The sequence below is a fragment of the Cupriavidus taiwanensis genome (genome assembly GCF_900250115.1).
In the GTDB taxonomy this organism is placed as follows: Bacteria; Pseudomonadota; Gammaproteobacteria; order Burkholderiales; family Burkholderiaceae; genus Cupriavidus; species Cupriavidus taiwanensis_B.
Genome location: NZ_LT984804.1, coordinates 249,788 through 266,503 on the forward strand (window position 1 = coordinate 249,788; position 16,716 = coordinate 266,503).

The 16,716-nt window shown below is 62.7% G+C and carries 17 protein-coding genes; 14 read left to right on the plus strand and 3 right to left on the minus strand.

Annotated features, from left to right (window positions below; genetic code table 11):
- Positions 1-90: 90 nt before the first annotated feature.
- From motA to CBM2586_RS18000, 11 genes are all read left to right on the plus strand, one after another.
- Positions 91-954 (plus strand): flagellar motor stator protein MotA, encoded by an 864-nt coding sequence (motA, locus tag CBM2586_RS17950; protein WP_012355101.1) that lies wholly within the window; start codon positions 91-93, stop codon positions 952-954.
- A gap of 33 nt (positions 955-987) precedes the next feature.
- Positions 988-1,992, plus strand: coding sequence for a flagellar motor protein MotB (motB, locus tag CBM2586_RS17955; protein WP_115665691.1), 1,005 nt, complete (start codon positions 988-990; stop codon positions 1,990-1,992).
- A 52-nt stretch (positions 1,993-2,044) separates the two neighbouring features.
- Positions 2,045-4,057, plus strand: a complete 2,013-nt coding sequence (gene cheA, locus CBM2586_RS17960; protein ID WP_115688975.1) for a chemotaxis protein CheA — start codon at positions 2,045-2,047, stop codon at positions 4,055-4,057.
- A 28-nt stretch (positions 4,058-4,085) separates the two neighbouring features.
- Entirely contained in the window at positions 4,086-4,580 is a 495-nt protein-coding gene (locus tag CBM2586_RS17965) for a chemotaxis protein CheW (protein WP_092316101.1), read from the plus strand.
- Positions 4,581-4,619: 39 nt separating this feature from the next.
- A complete protein-coding gene (locus tag CBM2586_RS17970) occupies positions 4,620-5,540 on the plus strand; it encodes a CheR family methyltransferase (protein WP_172587097.1) in 921 nt (306 codons plus the stop codon).
- Complete coding sequence (gene cheD, locus CBM2586_RS17975) at positions 5,540-6,190, plus strand: chemoreceptor glutamine deamidase CheD (protein WP_115688977.1); 651 nt, start codon at positions 5,540-5,542, stop codon at positions 6,188-6,190. Before CBM2586_RS17970 ends, cheD begins: the two co-directional genes overlap by 1 nt.
- A 22-nt stretch (positions 6,191-6,212) precedes the next feature.
- Complete coding sequence (locus CBM2586_RS17980) at positions 6,213-7,295, plus strand: protein-glutamate methylesterase/protein-glutamine glutaminase (RefSeq protein WP_115665688.1); 1,083 nt, start codon at positions 6,213-6,215, stop codon at positions 7,293-7,295.
- Between the two features lie 69 nt (positions 7,296-7,364).
- Positions 7,365-7,751 (plus strand): chemotaxis response regulator CheY, encoded by a 387-nt coding sequence (gene cheY, locus CBM2586_RS17985; RefSeq protein WP_018004712.1) that lies wholly within the window; start codon positions 7,365-7,367, stop codon positions 7,749-7,751.
- 18 nt (positions 7,752-7,769) lie between these two features.
- Positions 7,770-8,405 carry a protein phosphatase CheZ gene (cheZ, locus tag CBM2586_RS17990; protein ID WP_010812703.1) on the plus strand — a complete coding sequence of 212 codons (636 nt, stop codon included), beginning with the start codon at positions 7,770-7,772 and terminating at the stop codon, positions 8,403-8,405.
- A gap of 545 nt (positions 8,406-8,950) precedes the next feature.
- Positions 8,951-9,241, plus strand: coding sequence for a hypothetical protein (locus CBM2586_RS17995; RefSeq protein ID WP_115666509.1), 291 nt, complete (start codon positions 8,951-8,953; stop codon positions 9,239-9,241).
- Positions 9,242-9,529: 288 nt separating this feature from the next.
- A complete protein-coding gene (locus CBM2586_RS18000; protein ID WP_172587098.1) occupies positions 9,530-11,026 on the plus strand; it encodes a KAP family P-loop NTPase fold protein in 1,497 nt (498 codons plus the stop codon).
- 405 nt (positions 11,027-11,431) lie between these two features.
- Here CBM2586_RS18000 and CBM2586_RS32430 read toward each other — a convergent pair whose 3' ends face one another.
- A complete protein-coding gene (locus CBM2586_RS32430) occupies positions 11,432-11,554 on the minus strand; it encodes a hypothetical protein (RefSeq protein WP_258874943.1) in 123 nt (40 codons plus the stop codon).
- A gap of 275 nt (positions 11,555-11,829) precedes the next feature.
- Between CBM2586_RS32430 and CBM2586_RS18005 the strand changes: the two genes are divergently transcribed.
- Complete coding sequence (locus CBM2586_RS18005; RefSeq protein WP_240987953.1) at positions 11,830-12,909, plus strand: calcium:proton antiporter; 1,080 nt, start codon at positions 11,830-11,832, stop codon at positions 12,907-12,909.
- Positions 12,910-13,031: 122 nt separating this feature from the next.
- On the opposite strand, the gene CBM2586_RS18010 is transcribed toward CBM2586_RS18005, so the two are convergent.
- Together CBM2586_RS18010 and CBM2586_RS18015 are read right to left on the minus strand one after the other, a co-directional pair.
- Positions 13,032-13,310, minus strand: coding sequence for an RT0821/Lpp0805 family surface protein (locus CBM2586_RS18010; protein WP_240988746.1), 279 nt, complete (start codon positions 13,308-13,310; stop codon positions 13,032-13,034).
- Between the two features lie 513 nt (positions 13,311-13,823).
- Positions 13,824-15,059 (minus strand): AraC family transcriptional regulator, encoded by a 1,236-nt coding sequence (locus CBM2586_RS18015; RefSeq protein WP_115688983.1) that lies wholly within the window; start codon positions 15,057-15,059, stop codon positions 13,824-13,826.
- 136 nt (positions 15,060-15,195) lie between these two features.
- Here CBM2586_RS18015 and CBM2586_RS18020 point away from each other — a divergent pair, with 136 nt between their 5' ends.
- Both CBM2586_RS18020 and CBM2586_RS18025 read left to right on the plus strand, forming a co-directional pair.
- Positions 15,196-15,597, plus strand: a complete 402-nt coding sequence (locus tag CBM2586_RS18020) for a carboxymuconolactone decarboxylase family protein (RefSeq protein ID WP_115688985.1) — start codon at positions 15,196-15,198, stop codon at positions 15,595-15,597.
- A 39-nt stretch (positions 15,598-15,636) separates the two neighbouring features.
- Entirely contained in the window at positions 15,637-16,692 is a 1,056-nt protein-coding gene (locus CBM2586_RS18025) for a 3-keto-5-aminohexanoate cleavage protein (protein ID WP_115688987.1), read from the plus strand.
- The last annotated feature ends 24 nt before the right edge of the window (positions 16,693-16,716 follow it).

Genomic DNA, 16,716 nt, shown 5'->3' on the forward strand with positions numbered 1-16,716 from the left:
TGCTGCGCTGGCGGACGGATCCTCTCCGTGCGCCCGTGCAACGGGCCAATGAGCGTGGCTGACGCGCGTTTTTAAGACGGGGATCCGATCGTGCTAGTAGTTCTTGGCTATGTCGTCGTGGTAGCGGCGGTGCTTGGCGGATACGCCATGACCGGCGGCCATATGGGCGCGCTATATCAACCTGCCGAAGTGGTGATCATCGCGGGCGCCGCCATCGGCGCCTTCATCGCCACCAATACCGGCAAGGCCATCAAGGCCACCGCACGCGCACTGCCGGGCCTGTTCAAGAGTTCCAAGTACAAGAAAGAGCTGTACCTGGACGTCATGTCGCTGCTCTACGTGCTGCTGTCCAAGGCACGCCGCGAGGGCATCCTGTTCCTGGAAAAGGAAATCGCCGATCCCGCCGCCAGCAGCGTGTTCAGCCAGTACCCGCGCATCCTGTCGGATCCGGTGGTGATGGAATTCCTCACCGACTACCTGCGCATGATGGTCAACGGCAACATGAATGCGTTCGAGATCGAGGCCCTGATGGACCACGAGATCGAGACCTTCCGCCATGAAGCCGAGATCCCCGCGCATGCGCTGTCGCGCGTCGGCGATGGCCTGCCCGCGTTCGGCATCGTCGCCGCGGTGATGGGCGTGGTGCATGCGCTGGGTTCGGCCGACCTGCCGCCGGCCGAGCTGGGCGCGCTGATCGCGCACGCCATGGTCGGCACCTTCCTCGGCATCCTGCTGGCCTACGGCTTTATCTCGCCGCTGGCCGCGCGCATCGAGCTCCAGGTGTCCGAGAACGTCAAGGTCTACGAGTGCATCAAGGTGGTGCTGCTGGCCTCCCTGAACGGCTACGCGCCGCTGGTGGCGGTGGAATTCGGCCGCAAGGTGCTGTACTCCACGGTGCGTCCGTCGTTCCTGGAACTGGACGACCACGTGCGTGAAGTCAAGAGCCTGAACTAAGCAGCCGGCAACGCACGCAGCAAGGGGCACCACATGAGCAGCGCACACGATATGCGTCCGATCATCGTCCGCCGGCCGAAATCGCACGCCAGGCCGCACGGCAACCACAGCTGGAAGATCGCCTACGCCGACTTCATGACGGCGATGATGGCGCTGTTCCTGGTGCTGTGGCTGCTGTCCAGCGCCAACAAGAAGACGCTGGAAGGCATTGCCGAGTACTTCCGCATGCCGCTCAAGGCCGCCATCGTCGGCGGCGAGAAAAGCAGCCAGTCGCCCAGCGTGATCCCGGGCGGGGGCATGGATGTCATGCGCAAGGACGGCGACGTCATGCGCGCCCGCAACAATGACCCCAGCGACGAACAGCGCCGCAACGAGCAGCAGGAAGCGCAGCGCCTGCGCGCGCTCAAGCAGCGCCTGGAACAGATCATCGAGAACAACCCGGTGCTGCGCCAGTTCCGGCCGCAGCTGCTGCTGGACATCACCAGCGAGGGCCTGCGCATCCAGATCCTGGATACGCAGAACCGCCCCATGTTCCGCACCGGCAGCGCCATTGTCGAAAGCTATATGCGCACCATCCTGCGCGAGATCGGCCCGGTGCTGAACGAGCTGCCCAACAAGGTCAGCCTGTCCGGCCATACCGACGCGGCCAATTATTCCAACGGCGAGCGCACCTACAGCAACTGGGAGCTGTCCGGCGACCGCGCCAACGCGTCGCGTCGCGAGCTGATCGCGGGCGGCATGCAGGAAGGCAAGGTGCTGCGCGTGCTGGGCCTGGCCGCGACCATGCCGCTGGACAAGCAGGACCTGCTGGCACCGGTGAACCGCCGCATCAGCATCGTGGTGCTGAACCAGAAGGCGCAGGCGCGCTTCGAGGCCGAGAGCGCCAGCGCCGCCGAGGTCACGGTGGCGGCGCAGTCCGGCAAGGCCGCGCAGGAGATGCAGGCAGGGCTGGCGGCAGCCTCCGCACCGGCAGCAACACCGGCAGCAACATCGGCAACAGGGCCGGCTGCAGCGCCGGACCCGGGCAGCAAACCATGACGCAGGGCCGCCGCCGCGCGCCTTGCGCCGTAACCAAGTGAATCAGGACGCCATGTCTGTCGATATCGATATCACTCAGTTTTACCAGACCTTCTTCGAGGAAGCGGAAGAGCTGCTCGTCGAAATGGAGCAGTTGCTGCTCGGCCTGGACATCGAGGCGCCCGATGCCGAGCATCTGAACGCGATCTTCCGCGCCGCGCATTCGATCAAGGGCGGCGCCGCCACCTTCGGCTTCGCCGCGCTGACCGAGACCACCCACATCTTCGAGAACCTGCTGGACCGCACGCGCCGGCAGGAACTGGCGTTGACCCGGACCATCATCGACACCTTTCTGGAAACCAAGGACGTGTTGCAAGACCAGCTCAACGCCTACCGCAACGGCACCGAACCCGATCCGGAAACGCTGAAGCGCATCTGCGCGGTGCTGCAGCAGCTGGCACAGGAAGCCGCCGGCCATGACGCGGCACCGGCACCCGCCGCGGCGCCGGCGCCCGCACCTGTCGCTGCCGCCGCTACTGCCGCGCCCGCGGGCGGCGGCCTGAAGATCCGGCTGATCAAGGTATCGGCATCCGACCAGGCGCTGCTGCGCGAAGAACTGGCCAACCTGGGCGAGATCACCGGGCAGCAGGAAGCCAACGGCGAACTGGTGGTGTGGCTCAACACCCAATGCAGCGCCGACGACATCATCGCGGTGTGCTGCTTCGTGATCGACATCGACCAGATCGTGATCGAAGCCGCGGCCGACGCGCCGGAGGCGGCGCCGGCCCAGACCGAGGTTGCGCCGCCCGCGCCCGCACCAGTGGCCGCGGCCCCGGCCCCGGCCGCCCCCGCCGCGCGTGAAAAAGCCAAGGCCGCACCGGCCCCCGCGCCCGCGCACGGCGAAGGCTCGATCCGCGTCCCCACGGAAAAAGTCGACCAGATCATCAACCTGGTGGGCGAACTGGTGATCACGCAATCGATGCTGGCGCAGACCGCATCGTCGCTGGACCCGGTGCTGTTCGACCGCCTGTTCTCCGGGATGGGCCAGCTCGAGCGCAATGCGCGCGACCTGCAGGAAGCGGTGATGTCGATCCGCATGATGCCGATGGACTACGTGTTCTCGCGCTTCCCGCGGCTGGTGCGCGACCTGGCCAGCAAGCTTGGCAAGCAGATCGACCTGGTCACCTTCGGCAAGGCTACCGAGCTCGACAAGAGCCTGATCGAACGCATCATCGATCCGCTCACGCACCTGGTGCGCAACAGCCTGGACCACGGCATCGAGACCCCCGACAAGCGCATTGCCGCCGGCAAGGACCCGACCGGCCAGCTGATCCTGTCCGCGCAGCACCACGGCGGCAATATCGTCATCGAGGTCAGCGACGACGGCGGCGGCCTGAACCGCGAGCGCATCCTGGCCAAGGCGATCCAGAACGGCCTGCCGGTGTCCGATACCATCACCGACGAGGAAGTCTGGCAGCTGATCTTCGCGCCGGGCTTTTCCACTGCGGAGGTCATTACCGACGTGTCCGGCCGCGGCGTGGGCATGGACGTGGTCAAGCGCAACATCCAGGAGATGGGCGGCCACGTCCAGATCAGCTCGCGCCCGGGCCTGGGCACCACCATCCGCATCGTGCTGCCGCTGACGCTGGCCATCCTGGACGGCATGTCGGTCAAGGTGGGCGAAGAGACCTTCATCCTGCCGCTGAACTGCGTGATGGAGTCGCTGCAGCCCAAGGCCGAAGACGTGCATACCGCGGCCAATTCGGACCGCATCATGCACGTGCGCGGCGAATACCTGCCGCTGCTGGAGATGCACCGCGTGTTCAACGTCGCCAACGCGCTGCAGGAACCCACGCAAGGCATCGCCGTGATCCTGCAGGCCGAAGGCAAGCGCTTTGCGCTGCTGGTGGACCAGCTGATCGGCCAGCACCAGGTGGTGCTGAAGAACCTGGAAACCAACTACCGCAAGGTGCCGTGCATTTCCGCGGCCACCATTCTTGGCGACGGCAGCGTGGCGCTGATCGTCGATGTCGGTGCGCTGCAGCGCACCGGCGTGCGCCGGCAGGAACCGGCGCTGGCGCAGTAATCGTCCCATCACAGGAGAACTAGACATCATGGCCGGCATCGGACACATCGATACCCCCGGAAGCGACGCTTCGGGCCAGGAGTTCCTGGTCTTCACGCTGGGGTCGGAGGAATACGGCATCGACATCCTCAAGGTGCAGGAGATCCGCAGCTACGAGACCGTCACGCGCATTTCCAGCGCGCCCGACTTCATCAAGGGCGTGACCAACCTGCGCGGCGTGATCGTGCCCATCGTCGACCTGCGCCTGAAGTTCCGCCTGGGCAACGTGCGCTACGACCACCAGACCGTGGTCATCATCCTGAACGTGGCCGGCCGGGTGGTCGGCATCGTGGTGGATGGCGTGTCGGACGTGCTGACGCTGACCGGCGAGGCGATCAAGCCCGCACCGGAGTTCGGCGTGTCGATCTCGACCGAGCACCTGACCGGCCTGGGCACCATCGACGGCCGCATGCTGGTGCTGATCGATATCGAGAAGCTGATGACCAGCCCCGAGATGGCACTGGTCGAAGCCGAGTACGCCTGATTTTCGCGCCTGATTTTCCGCATTCCCGAAGCACAGCCCATGACGCCGTTCCGCACCGCCGCCAGCGCAGCCGCTCACACCGGGTCGACCCCCGCGCCGGCCGCCTTGCTGCGGCGCGACGACGCGCGCGACTTCTTGCTGACCGAGCGCGACTTCGAGCAGATCCGCGCGCTGATCCACCGGCGCGCGGGCATCTCGCTGGGCAGCCACAAGCGCGAGATGGTCTACAGCCGCCTCGCGCGCCGGCTGCGCACGCTGCAGTTGACGGAATTCGCCTCGTACCTGGCGCTGCTGGAAGCAGATGACCGTTCGCCGGAGTGGGAATTCTTCACCAACGCGCTGACCACCAACCTGACCTCGTTTTTCCGCGAGACGCACCACTTCCCACTGCTGGCCGAGCACGCGAAGAAGATCGGCCGTCCGTACAGCGTCTGGTGTTCGGCCGCGTCCACCGGCGAAGAACCGTATTCAATCGCCATCACGCTGGCCGAGGCGCTGGGCGACCGCGCCGGCTCCGTGCTGGCCACCGACATCGACACCCAGGTACTGGCCAAGGCCCGCGGCGGCGTCTATGCGGCCGACCAGGTGGCGCGGCTGTCGCCGGAACGACTCAAGCGCTTCTTCCTGAAGGGCACCGGCCCGCGCACCGGCTCGGTCAAGGTCAAGCCGGAACTGGCTGCCACCATCGCGTTCGAGCCGCTGAACCTGCTCGCGCCCGACTGGGGCATCCGCGAGCAGTTCGACGCCATCTTCTGCCGCAACGTGATGATCTACTTCGACAAGCCGACCCAGGGCCGCATCCTGGAGCGCTTTGTGCCGCTGCTCAAGCCGCACGGGCTGCTGTTCGCCGGCCATTCGGAGAACTTCTCCTACGTCACGCGCGCGTTCCAGCTGCGCGGGCAGACCGTCTATGAACTGGCACCGGCCGCGCACGCCGCAGCCGGGCGGGGCAAGCCCTGATGCGCACGCCCCACCTGCCCGAAGCGCTGGCCACGCGCACGTACTTCGACCGCGAGTTCGGCAAGCAGGCCATCAAGCTGCTGCCCAACGAATACTACGTGACGCGCGAGGACGTGGTGCTGACCACCGTGCTGGGCTCGTGCGTGGCCGCCTGCATCCGCGACGAGGTGGCGGGCGTCGGCGGCATGAACCACTTCATGCTGCCGGACGACGATGGCAGCGCCGACCGCATGCTGTCCGCATCGATGCGCTACGGCAGCTATGCGCTGGAAGTGCTGATCAACGAGTTGCTCAAGATGGGCGCGCGCCGCGAGCGGCTGGAAGCCAAGGTCTTCGGCGGCGGCGCGGTGCTGGCCAACATGACCACGCTGAACATCGGCGACCGCAACGCGGATTTCGTGCTGCGCTACCTGAAGACCGAAGAGGTGCGCGTCGCCGCGCAAGACCTGCGCGGCCCGCATGCGCGCCGCGTCAGCTATTTCCCGATCGGCGGGCTGGCGCTGGTGCGCCGCCTGACGCGGCAGGACGACCAGGTTTCGGTGGCGCGCGACGAACGTGCGCTGGCGCGGGCCATTGCCACCTCGGCGCGCGAACCGTCGCGCTCGCCGGAACTGTTTGCGCGGCAGTCTTACTCGCGCCCGCTTCCCTGAAATCCTACAAGCCCGACCAAACATGACTGCCGCCAAGATCAAGGTGCTCTGCGTGGATGATTCCGCGCTGATCCGCAGCCTGATGACGGAGATCATCAACAGCCAGCCCGACATGGAAGTGGTCGGCACCGCGCCCGACCCGCTGGTGGCGCGCGACCTGATCAAGCGCCTGAACCCCGACGTGCTGACGCTCGACGTCGAAATGCCGCGCATGGACGGCCTGGACTTCCTGGAACGGCTGATGCGGCTGCGACCGATGCCGGTGCTGATGGTGTCGTCGCTGACCGAGCGCGGATCGGAGATCACCATGCGCGCGCTGGAGCTTGGCGCGGTGGACTTCGTCACCAAGCCCAAGCTGGGCATTCGCGACGGCCTGCTCGAATACACCGACACCATCGCCGACAAGCTGCGCGCCGCGTCGCGCGCGCGCGTACGCGCGGCCACGCCAGCGGCCGCGCCGTCCACCACCGGCACGGCGCCGGTGCCGATGCTGCGCAGCCCGCTGCTGTCGACCGAGAAGCTGATCATCCTGGGCGCGTCCACCGGCGGCACCGAGGCCATCAAGGAATTCCTGATGCCGCTGCCGCCCGACAGCCCCGCGGTGCTGATCGTGCAGCATATGCCGGCCGGCTTCACGAAATCCTTCGCGCAGCGCCTGGATGGCCTGTGCCGCATCACGGTCAAGGAAGCCGTGCATGGCGAGCGCGTGCTGCCGGGCCATGCGTATATCGCGCCGGGCGACTCGCACCTGCTGCTGGCACGCAGCGGCGCCAACTACGTCGCGCACCTGTCACAGGAAGCGCCGGTCAACCGGCATCGCCCGTCGGTCGACGTGCTGTTCGATTCGGCCGCGCAGCACGGCGGCAAGAACGTGATCGGCGTGATCCTGACCGGCATGGGCAAGGACGGCGCGCGCGGCATGCTGCGCATGCGCGAGGCCGGCGCCTACAACCTGGCGCAGGACGAGCAAACCTGCATCGTGTTTGGCATGCCGAAGGAGGCGATCGCCGCCGGCGGTGTGCATGAAGTCGTGCCCTTGCCGGCGATGACCCAGCGCGTCATGGCGCGCCTGGCCACCTACGGCACGCGCGCGCAACGGGTCTAATCGAGCCGGCAAGCCGAAACAACAAAGCCGGATCCACAAGCCATCACTGCATTTACTGGAGTTTTTAAAGTGGACAAGAACATCAAGATCCTGGTCGTGGACGACTTCCCGACCATGCGCCGGATCATCCGCAACCTGCTCAAGGAGCTGGGTTTCGTCAACGTCGAAGAAGCCGAGGACGGCGCCGCCGGCCTGGAAAAAGCCAAGGACGGCAGCTTCCAGTTCGTGATCTCGGACTGGAACATGCCCAACATGGATGGCCTTTCCATGCTGCAGGCCATCCGCGCCGACGCCAACATCGGCAAGATCCCGGTGCTGATGGTGACCGCCGAGGCCAAGAAGGAAAACATCATCGCCGCGGCCCAGGCCGGCGCCAACGGCTACGTGGTCAAGCCGTTCACGGCCGCCACGCTGGACGAGAAGATCACCAAGATCTTCGAAAAACTCGGCGGCTGAGGCGGAGGCGCGTTTGTCATGACCCCCACCCTGAGCAACGATTCCGCCGAACAACTGATCCTGCGCATCGGCAACCTGACGCGCATGCTGCGCGACAACATGCGCGAGCTCGGCCTGGACAAGGAAATCGAGCGCGCCGCACAGGCCATCCCTGACGCGCGCGACCGCCTCAACTACATCGCCGCGATGACCGAGCAGGCCGCCGAGCGCACGCTCAACGCGGTCGAACTGGCGCAGCCGATCCAGTCCGACATCGAACAGCAAGCCGAAACGCTGGACAAGCGCTGGGCCGCCTGGTTTGAAAAGCCGGTGGAACTGGCCGACGCCCGCTCGCTGGTACTGGACACCCGCGCCTTCCTGTCCGAAGTGCCCGGGCAAGCCCGCGCCACCAACAGCCACCTGCTCGACATCATGATGGCGCAGGACTTCCAGGACCTGACCGGCCAGGTCATCAAGAAGATGATGGACATGATCCGCACGCTGGAGCAGGAACTGCTGCAGGTGCTGATCGACAACGTGCCGTCCGAGCGCCGCGTGGAAGTGCAGGCGCCGTCGACGCTGATGAATGGGCCGCAGGTGAATCCGGAAGGGAAACCGGACGTGGTGTCGGACCAGGCGCAGGTGGATGATTTGTTGGCTAGTTTGGGGTTCTAAGATTTGAATACCCTGCGGCATTTCGCGATGCCACGTGTTTTCTCCCCTCTCCCGCTTGCGGGAGAGGGGCGGGGGAGAGGGCCGGAGCATCCACGAAGTCAACCGCATCAACACCTGCTCACCCACTTCATCCCGGCAATTCGACGCTGAACGCCTTTTAAGAGTTTGCCCATACTCGCGCTTGCTGCACCTCTTCATACTGGGTTCGTCGCTGCGTCGTGGCGACCGGGTTTAGCAGCCTGAAAGAGAGAGCCGAACGTTCGCCTTCCGGCGGTATCCTTACGTTCGTGCCTGCGCACGCCCCTTCTTTGGGCGGGCCCTGGCAGGGGAGCCTTCGGGCTCGCCGGCTCTCTGCTCTCTCCCGGTCTGCTAACCCTGCCTTGCGCCCGCCCACCCCTATCAGCACCCGGGGAGCGGGACTGAACCTGTATGGATAGGGGGCATTCCCATGCTTCAGTTCTTACTTGCCCGTTCTGGGCGATCGGCGATCTTCAGTACCTTCACAGTGCAGCAGGGCGCGCGTGCCGCCTATGTGGAGGTGCGTGATGTATAGCCATAGTCATCACGGTATTACCGCGGAACACAATGGTGTCGACATGCTCGTCACCGCTCACACCCCTGGGGAGAATCCGCTAAGTCTTGCGGTGCAGCGGGCGGCGCAGCTTCATGGGCTATTGCTTATGGCTAGTGAGCATGGGGCTGTTAGTTTGGAGGCGGCGGATTTGGAGCAGGGGGTTTGGGAAAGCTTGCTTTCACTCGCAGCCACGCTGGCGCATGAGACGCAGGTTTTGAGTGAGTTGGCGGCGGTGGAAGGGCAGGGGTTTGAGGTTGAGTGATGTTGGGCGGGGCGTGCAGTCGTACAGTTGTCTGCCGCCTCCATCTTCGGCAAGTGAGAAGCACCGCGATGTTCAAAAGAGCAATCCCTGGACCTGTGACGAGATGCCCCACGATTCCTTTATCGACCGGCGTGGCACGTCAGCGGAAGCGGCCCTTACAATGCTTACTCAGTATGTCTGTGCGACGAGATAAATTAGGCGCGCCGCGTCTATGCGTCAATTGTAAGACGTCGCGCAACCGGCGTATCTCTAATTCTCACCTCCAGCTATGATTTAGGAGACGCAAGCGTGCACGTAAAGGACCCGTGGTCGCAGGACCGACTAGGACGTAAGGAGGCTGCATCGTTTCTCGAGAATTATTTGGTGGGACGTTACGAGCTTCGTCAAAAATTGCAGCCTTTGTCCCCAACCGATGCCGTAGAGCCTAATACCTTCGTCTTGAATGTTCGCGCTCCTTGGGGATTTGGCAAGACGTTCTTCCTGAAGCGGCTGGCCGCCGAACTGAAGAGAAAGGGACATCCCGTTGCCTTCTATGATGCCTGGGCGAATGATTTCTCGGACGATCCTATCGTGGGATTCATTGCTGAAATCAGTCAGGGCCTCCTCAGCAAGACGCCCAATTTGGCACCAGCGGAAAAGATCCTGGACGAAGCACTTGCGGTGGGTAAAAGGATGATCAAGCCTGCCGGAAAAATTTTGGCCGGTGCGGTTGCTAAGCATCTGGCGGGGCTGTCGCTTGACGACTTCCGGGCATTAATCCAAGACGGCGATGTTGGGCGACTGCATGCCGGCGAGTTCGATGGTGAAGGATTGCTTTCGAAGATAGGCGACGTGGCATTGAAGCAGCACCTCAACCAGAAGGAGCAGATCAGCCTGTTTCATCAGAAGATGGGGCGTTTCGTGTCCGCATTGGAGGATCAGCAGGACGTTCGCTTGCCGATCTTCATCATTGTGGACGAATTGGACCGGTGCCGTCCGTCTTATGCGATCGAATTGCTGGAGGCCATCAAGCACCTGTTTGGCGTACCAGGCATCTACTTCATCGTGGCGACGAACCTGACCCAGTTAGGACATTCCGTTGCCGCCGTCTATGGCGACAAGTTCGATGCCGAGCGCTATCTGAAGCGGTTCTTCGATCAGGAGTATGCGTTGCCAGATCCGCCCCGCAACGATTTCATCGCATTCTTGATCGAGCAGTGTCCAGCAATTGCTCATTCCAAGAATATATGCGTGCCACATTTTTCAACCTATTATGGCCAGACGCTGCCGCAGCAGTTGGCGTTCAGCTTGGTTTCCGATGCGTTTAAGCTAAGCTTACGCGATCAAATGCAGGTTGCGGCTATGACCGATGCGGTGATGGTGGCGTGGCCTGAAGGCGAGCGCATCCACTTCCTGCTGCTTGTTTTCCTGGTCAGTTTGCACCATGTGTCGACGGTAAGCTTCGATAAGCTTGATGCGGGCGGTCAAGTCACGCCGACCATGGAGGGGATACCGGACTATCGCAATGTTTCCTTGGTGCTGCGAGCTCCGCATAACCGCGATGAGGTACTTGGGCATGGCCGCGCAAAATTTTACCCGCTTGCGGACGTGATCCAGACCTATCTGAACGCTGGAAAAATGGACCTACACGCATTGAGTGAGCGATCGTCTCCTGAAGGACTGAATATCGTATATGGCGAATTGCAGCGCGATATCCCCAATTCCTATGACCCTTCCGGACCAAAGCCGACGCCACCCGTGCTCAAGTATTTTGCGCGTGTCCGTCATGCCGGACAGCTCCATTGACGTGTCCATTGCCGGAGCGCCGTGGTCCACGGGCGCAAGGGGCCACTTTGCAACGAGACTGCAATGAGTTGCGGGGCCGCGCAAACGATTCAGGAGCCGCTCCAACGTCGCCAGTCGACCCAACAGAGCCATTCGACTGCATGGGGCGGAAGGGCCGAGTCGTGCCGATAAGCGGCCTTCTGACGCAGAATGCGAGGACCGCTGCGGGCCCTTCATGCGCTGTTTCGTGGCGTTTCAGTTCAGAGCTCCATTGCCTCGGTGCCCACGCAGACTGGCTGATGGCCGAATCCCTTTTAATGGCTTTGGGCAGGTCGGTACCAGGATCAACTCGCTGGTGAGCCGGGCAGTCGCTCCCAATGATGTGCTCGCCGCTGGTCGGCACGCCGATTTCGCGCTGGCGATGTCTCAGCGCTGCATACGCATCTGGTCGTCATGGCCGCTGCCGTACGACATCAGGCTTTTGCCGTCAGTCTCTCCACGCCACGCCGACTTACTTTCGATTCCATCCTTTTCTTTGCCCATCGCCATCAACCCTCTGCCATAGTCCGTCGAGCTTTACTGGATTTCGACAATATCGCGACAACCGACTCACGGGCCTGATTGGCTACAGATCCCCGGCGGAGGTCACCGGCGCTGGAAGCCTCGCGCTATTCGCGGGCCTACACTACACTGAAAGCCGCTATCGCGAATTGCTTCTGGCAGGACATGAAAACGCCTCGGTCAACTGGCATGTCCATGGCGATGCCGGTAAGTCCGCGCCGCGAGATAACAGGCATTGAACACGATAAAGTTTGGGGATCTCCTTGTCATCCTCCAACAAGCTAACGACCTGGACAATTTTGGCTCCGCTGGCCGGTTGGATTATCCTGATCGCGGGAATGCTCCTCGCGCAGGGCTGGCTGCAGTGGTTGGCCGCGCTTGCCCTGGCCGGCTCCGTATTCGCGGCAGTTCACCACGCAGAGATGGTTGCCCACAAGGTGGGCGAGCCGTTCGGCACGCTGGTGCTTGCCGTATCGATTACCGTCATCGAGGTAGCGTTGATCGTTTCAATGATGGTGTCGGCCGGACCTGAGAAGGCCGCACTGGCACGCGACACGGTATTCGCCGCGGTCATGCTGGTGTGCAATGGCATTGTGGGCCTGTGCCTGTTCATGGGCGCGCTGCGACACCGCGAGCAGGTCTTCCAGGCACCGGGCGCAAACGTTGCCCTGGCGGTGCTGGCAGCACTTGCCGTGCTGACCATGGTGCTTCCGAATTACACCTCCGCCACTCCGGGACCCGAGTTTTCCCGCTCGCAACTGGCATTCGCCGGCGTGAGCTCACTGGTCTTGTACTGCAGCTTCATTTTCGTGCAGACAATACGTCACAGGGATTACTTCCTGATCGAGGGCAGTTCGGATGAAAGCGAGCACGCGCCGCCGCCGACTTCGGCTGTTGCACTGATCAGTGCCCTGATGCTGGTTGTTTGCCTCGTGGCAGTGGTGGGACTGGCCAAGCAGTTGTCGCCAGCCGTGGAGGCTGGGGTGGAACTGATGGGTGCGCCGGAGGCTACGGTCGGCATCGTGATCGCTGCGCTGGTGCTCTTGCCGGAAGGGTTGGCTGCCTTGCGCTCGGCAATGGCCAATCGTCTGCAGACCAGCCTGAATCTGGCGCTGGGCTCGGTTCTGGCCTGCATTGGTCTCACCATACCCAGTGTCGCGGCAGTATCGGCTGCAATCGATCGCCCGCTGGCACTCGGGCTTGAGCCGAAGGAAACCGTGCTGCTGGCACTGACGATAGTGGTCAGCACGCTCACTCTGGGCATGGGTCGGACCAATATCCTTCAAGGTATTGTGCACATGATCGTGCTGGCAGCTTATCTTTTTCTGGCCTTCGCACCCTAAGGCATGTCCGTGGCCTGGCAAAACGCGGGATTGGACGATTCAGGAAGACGCGCGGGCTACGCCTTTGGCGGCGGCGGGAATGCCCATATCCAATATCCTCCCGCGCGAATGCGGCATGGTACTTAGTTGCCCGGTACTTTGCGTGAGAGCCAACGACCGTCGCTTTGCTTGCAGAACCAGCCGGTCCAGTTCCCGCTCTTTTGGGCGCGCTGCAACCGGACGTTCAGTTGGCGGCAGGACTGTCCCTGTTCGGTCGTTGATTTAAGGGGCGTAAGTTTCCCCTTGATCTCCTTGCGCGAGCCGGTTGCAGGGTAGTTCCAAGGGACGGCCGTGCGGTCTGCCCCATCATCCAGTATCTTGTTGACGGCCCGCAGGAGTTCGTCCTTCTGGGTCTTGTTCATGCTCCCGATCACGGTGCCACTCAGGGGATAGTCAAAGTACGCATCCACGGATGTGGCCATACCGCTCAAGGTTGCGCACAGAGCAAGTGCTGTCAGCAAATTTCTCGTGGCCATATCTAAATCCTTTGCCAAGAGTCCTGTGAACGCATAGGGAATTGCCCAACGGGGACACGACTCGGTCGAAATTTTTCGTGCCGATTCGGAGTGCCCCTGCCACCTTGGGTTTGACGAGTCACTGCATCCTTATGGGAGTTCCCATCAGCGATCCGAAAATGTTTTGGGGTAGGGGCTTTGCCAATGTCAGCATAGGCCATGTAATCCCGAAAGTACTGCGCTCCTGCGCTTGTCAACCAAATGGAATCAACACACACGAATGTGTGAAATGGATCGGGGGGCGGTGTGGGATCCACCGCAAAGTGCCTTGTTGCGTACAACGCTGGCGGAACGCCTCACGATGTGGCTTAGGGTCTCGACCTGTTGCGGATTGAAGTTGAGGATAGGAGCGCGTGCGGATCAAGGCGCTGGACCGGGAAGTCCGGGGACCTGTGCGACCCGTCGCCTTAAACTCTCCAGTTCCTCCCACAAGGCACATGCCAGCCGGTTTTGTTCAAGTGCAATGGCGCCCAATACGTCGGGATCGGCAGGAAGATCCGAGGCGGACAAGGCGACAGGCATGCCGACAGAGTGTTCGCCTGTCGCAGTGCCCTGCACCGCGGATGACGGCTCGGTGCCCGTATTACCGGAAACCATCAAGTGGCGGCTTTTGCTGCGCCACCGGGACACACTGCATCCGAACCGGCGCCCGAACCAGCGTGAGAAAGCGCTCAAGGATGAGAACCCCGCCAACGTCGCGACTTCCGACACGGGCCGATTGGTACTGGACAGGTATCCCTTGATCATTTCCTCCCGAACGTCGTCGACTATCGACAGATAGCTTTCGCCGTGTAGCGCGAGGCGGCTGGATACGGTCCTGCGAGAGACGCCCAGATGCTGCGCTACGCGATCCAGGGAGCAGGTGCCGGAAGGAAGCAGCGTGATGACGAGCTTTCGTACCTGCTCGGACATGGACGCATTGGACTGCGCCAGCAGCGTATCGAGGTGCCGGCGTACCTGCTGTGCCATTACCGGGTCGTAAGCCGGGATCGCGACCTCCAGATCGGACGCCCGGCAAACCAGGCCATCGAAATCCTGCTTGAACAGAACCGAGGCGCCGAACACCCTCTCGTACATGGCAACGCTTGAGGGAGCCGCATGCGTAAAGCAGATAGCTCTTGGCCGCCAGGTGGCACCAAGAATGGTTGTCAGCGTCCGATGCAGCACCCCCAGCACCAACTGCATCGCCTGTCGCACGGTGCCGGCAAAGCCATCCAGTACATCCTCCCGGATGAGAACGATGCCCTCGCTCTCCTCGATCCGCATGTGAAGCGCTTCGTTCTGCAACCGGAGATAACGGGCGACGGAGTCGAGTGCCTTGCGCAGCGTGGGTTGCTCCTGCATCACAAAGGCGAGGGGCCCAAGGTTGGACAGCTCGCGGCTCTGCGCCATGCGCAGGCCGAAGTCCGCGATTCCCGCAGCCTCGGCCGATTCCTCCAGCAGGCGCGCCACCGCCTCGGCCGGAATCATGACATCCGAGGCCAGTGCGGACGGATCGATCCTGTTGTCCCTGAGGAAGCGGTACGGATCAATACCGACGGACCTCGCCACCTTCAGGTAGTCGGTCAGGGCAGTGCTGCGAACGAGGTAAGGCATTTTTGCGTTTCCGCCACGTTGCCCGATATGTAAATAAAAACGCCCGGAATGTCAAATCAACCCATCGGCGGTCTCCGATACTTGGACCCAAGGCGCCATGACGCGGCGCCAGTTCAAAACTGTCAGGAGGCAAACGATGAGCGACAAGGCCGTGGCTACCCCCATTTGCGACCAACTGCGCGAGACGGGCAACTGGAATGCGGCATGGGATCCGATCGCGGAACTGGATCCCGTCTGGACCGAAAAATTCATGGCCATGGGCGCACACACGATGACGTCGGGCGTACTGGAGCCGAAGGTGCTCGAGTTCCTCGCTATCGCGGTGGACGCGTCATGCACCCACATGTACGCGCCGGGCACGCGCCGCCACATCCGCAAGGCGCTTGAGCTCGGGGCCACGCGGGAAGAGATCGCCGCCGTTCTGCAGGCCGTCAGTGTGCTGGGCATTCACTCCAGCAGCCTGGGCGCGCCGATTCTCCTGGAAGAGCTGGCCGCCATGGCGCAACAAAAGCCCGAAGCCGAGCGCGCCGCTGCCTGATCAACCTTTCTCCCAATCACTCATTCAAGGTACTTGACCATGCAATTCCTAGACGACTCCCTGTTGCCCGAGAACCAGGAAAAACTCGTGATCCAGGTAGCGCCGTACGGTCCGCAATGGATCCCCGGCGACTCGGACGATATCCCGGTCACGATGGACGAGCAGGTCCAGAAGGCTGTGGACTGCTACAACGCCGGCGCCACCGTGCTGCACGTCCATGTGCGCGAGGCGGACGGCAAGGGCAGCAAGCGGCTGTCGAAATTCAATGAATTGCTCGCTCTCCTGCGCGAGGCCGTTCCCAAGATGGTATTGCAGGTCGGTGGTTCGATCTCATTCGCACCCGAAGATGAGGGCCAAGCCGCCAAGTGGCTGAATGACGACACGCGTCATATGTTGGCTGAACTGGACCCCCGTCCGGACCAGGTGACGGTGGCAATCAATACCAGCCAGATGAATGTGATGGAGTTGATGACCGAAGCGGACATCGCCGGCACCTCGCTCCTGAATCCCGCGCTGCAGGCGGCCTATCGCGACATGATCTCGCCGTCCAACCCCTCATGGCATGTCGAGCACCTCAAGCGGCTGGTCGAAAACGGCATTCAACCGCAGTTCATGCTAGGCAACGTGACGCAACTGGAAACACTCGAGCGCCTGATCCGCAAGGGCCTCTACACCGGACCACTGAATCTGAACTACGTGGCGATCGGTGGCGGTGCGGCCGGGTTGCATCCGGCCGACATGCTCGAGTTCGCGCGTCGTACCCCGGATGGCGCTGTCCTCACCATCGAAACCCTGAACCGCAATGTGGTGCCGATGAACACGATGGCAATCGCGCTTGGTCTGCATGTGCGTGTCGGCATCGAAGACACGCTGTTCGGCCCTGACGGCAAGCGCGCGACCTCGGTCCAGCAGATCGAGCAAATGGTACGCATTGCCCGCGAACTGAACCGCGACATTGCTACCGGAGAGGATGCGCGCCGCATCTACCAAATCGGTACCCAGTGGAAATCCGCGGAAGAGACGCTGAACGCCTTGGGCATGGTCCCCAACCGTGCGCCGGCGCAGCGCGGTGTGCCCTTGCGCAAGGCGGCCTGAGACGTGTGTCTCCGGACGGCGCGC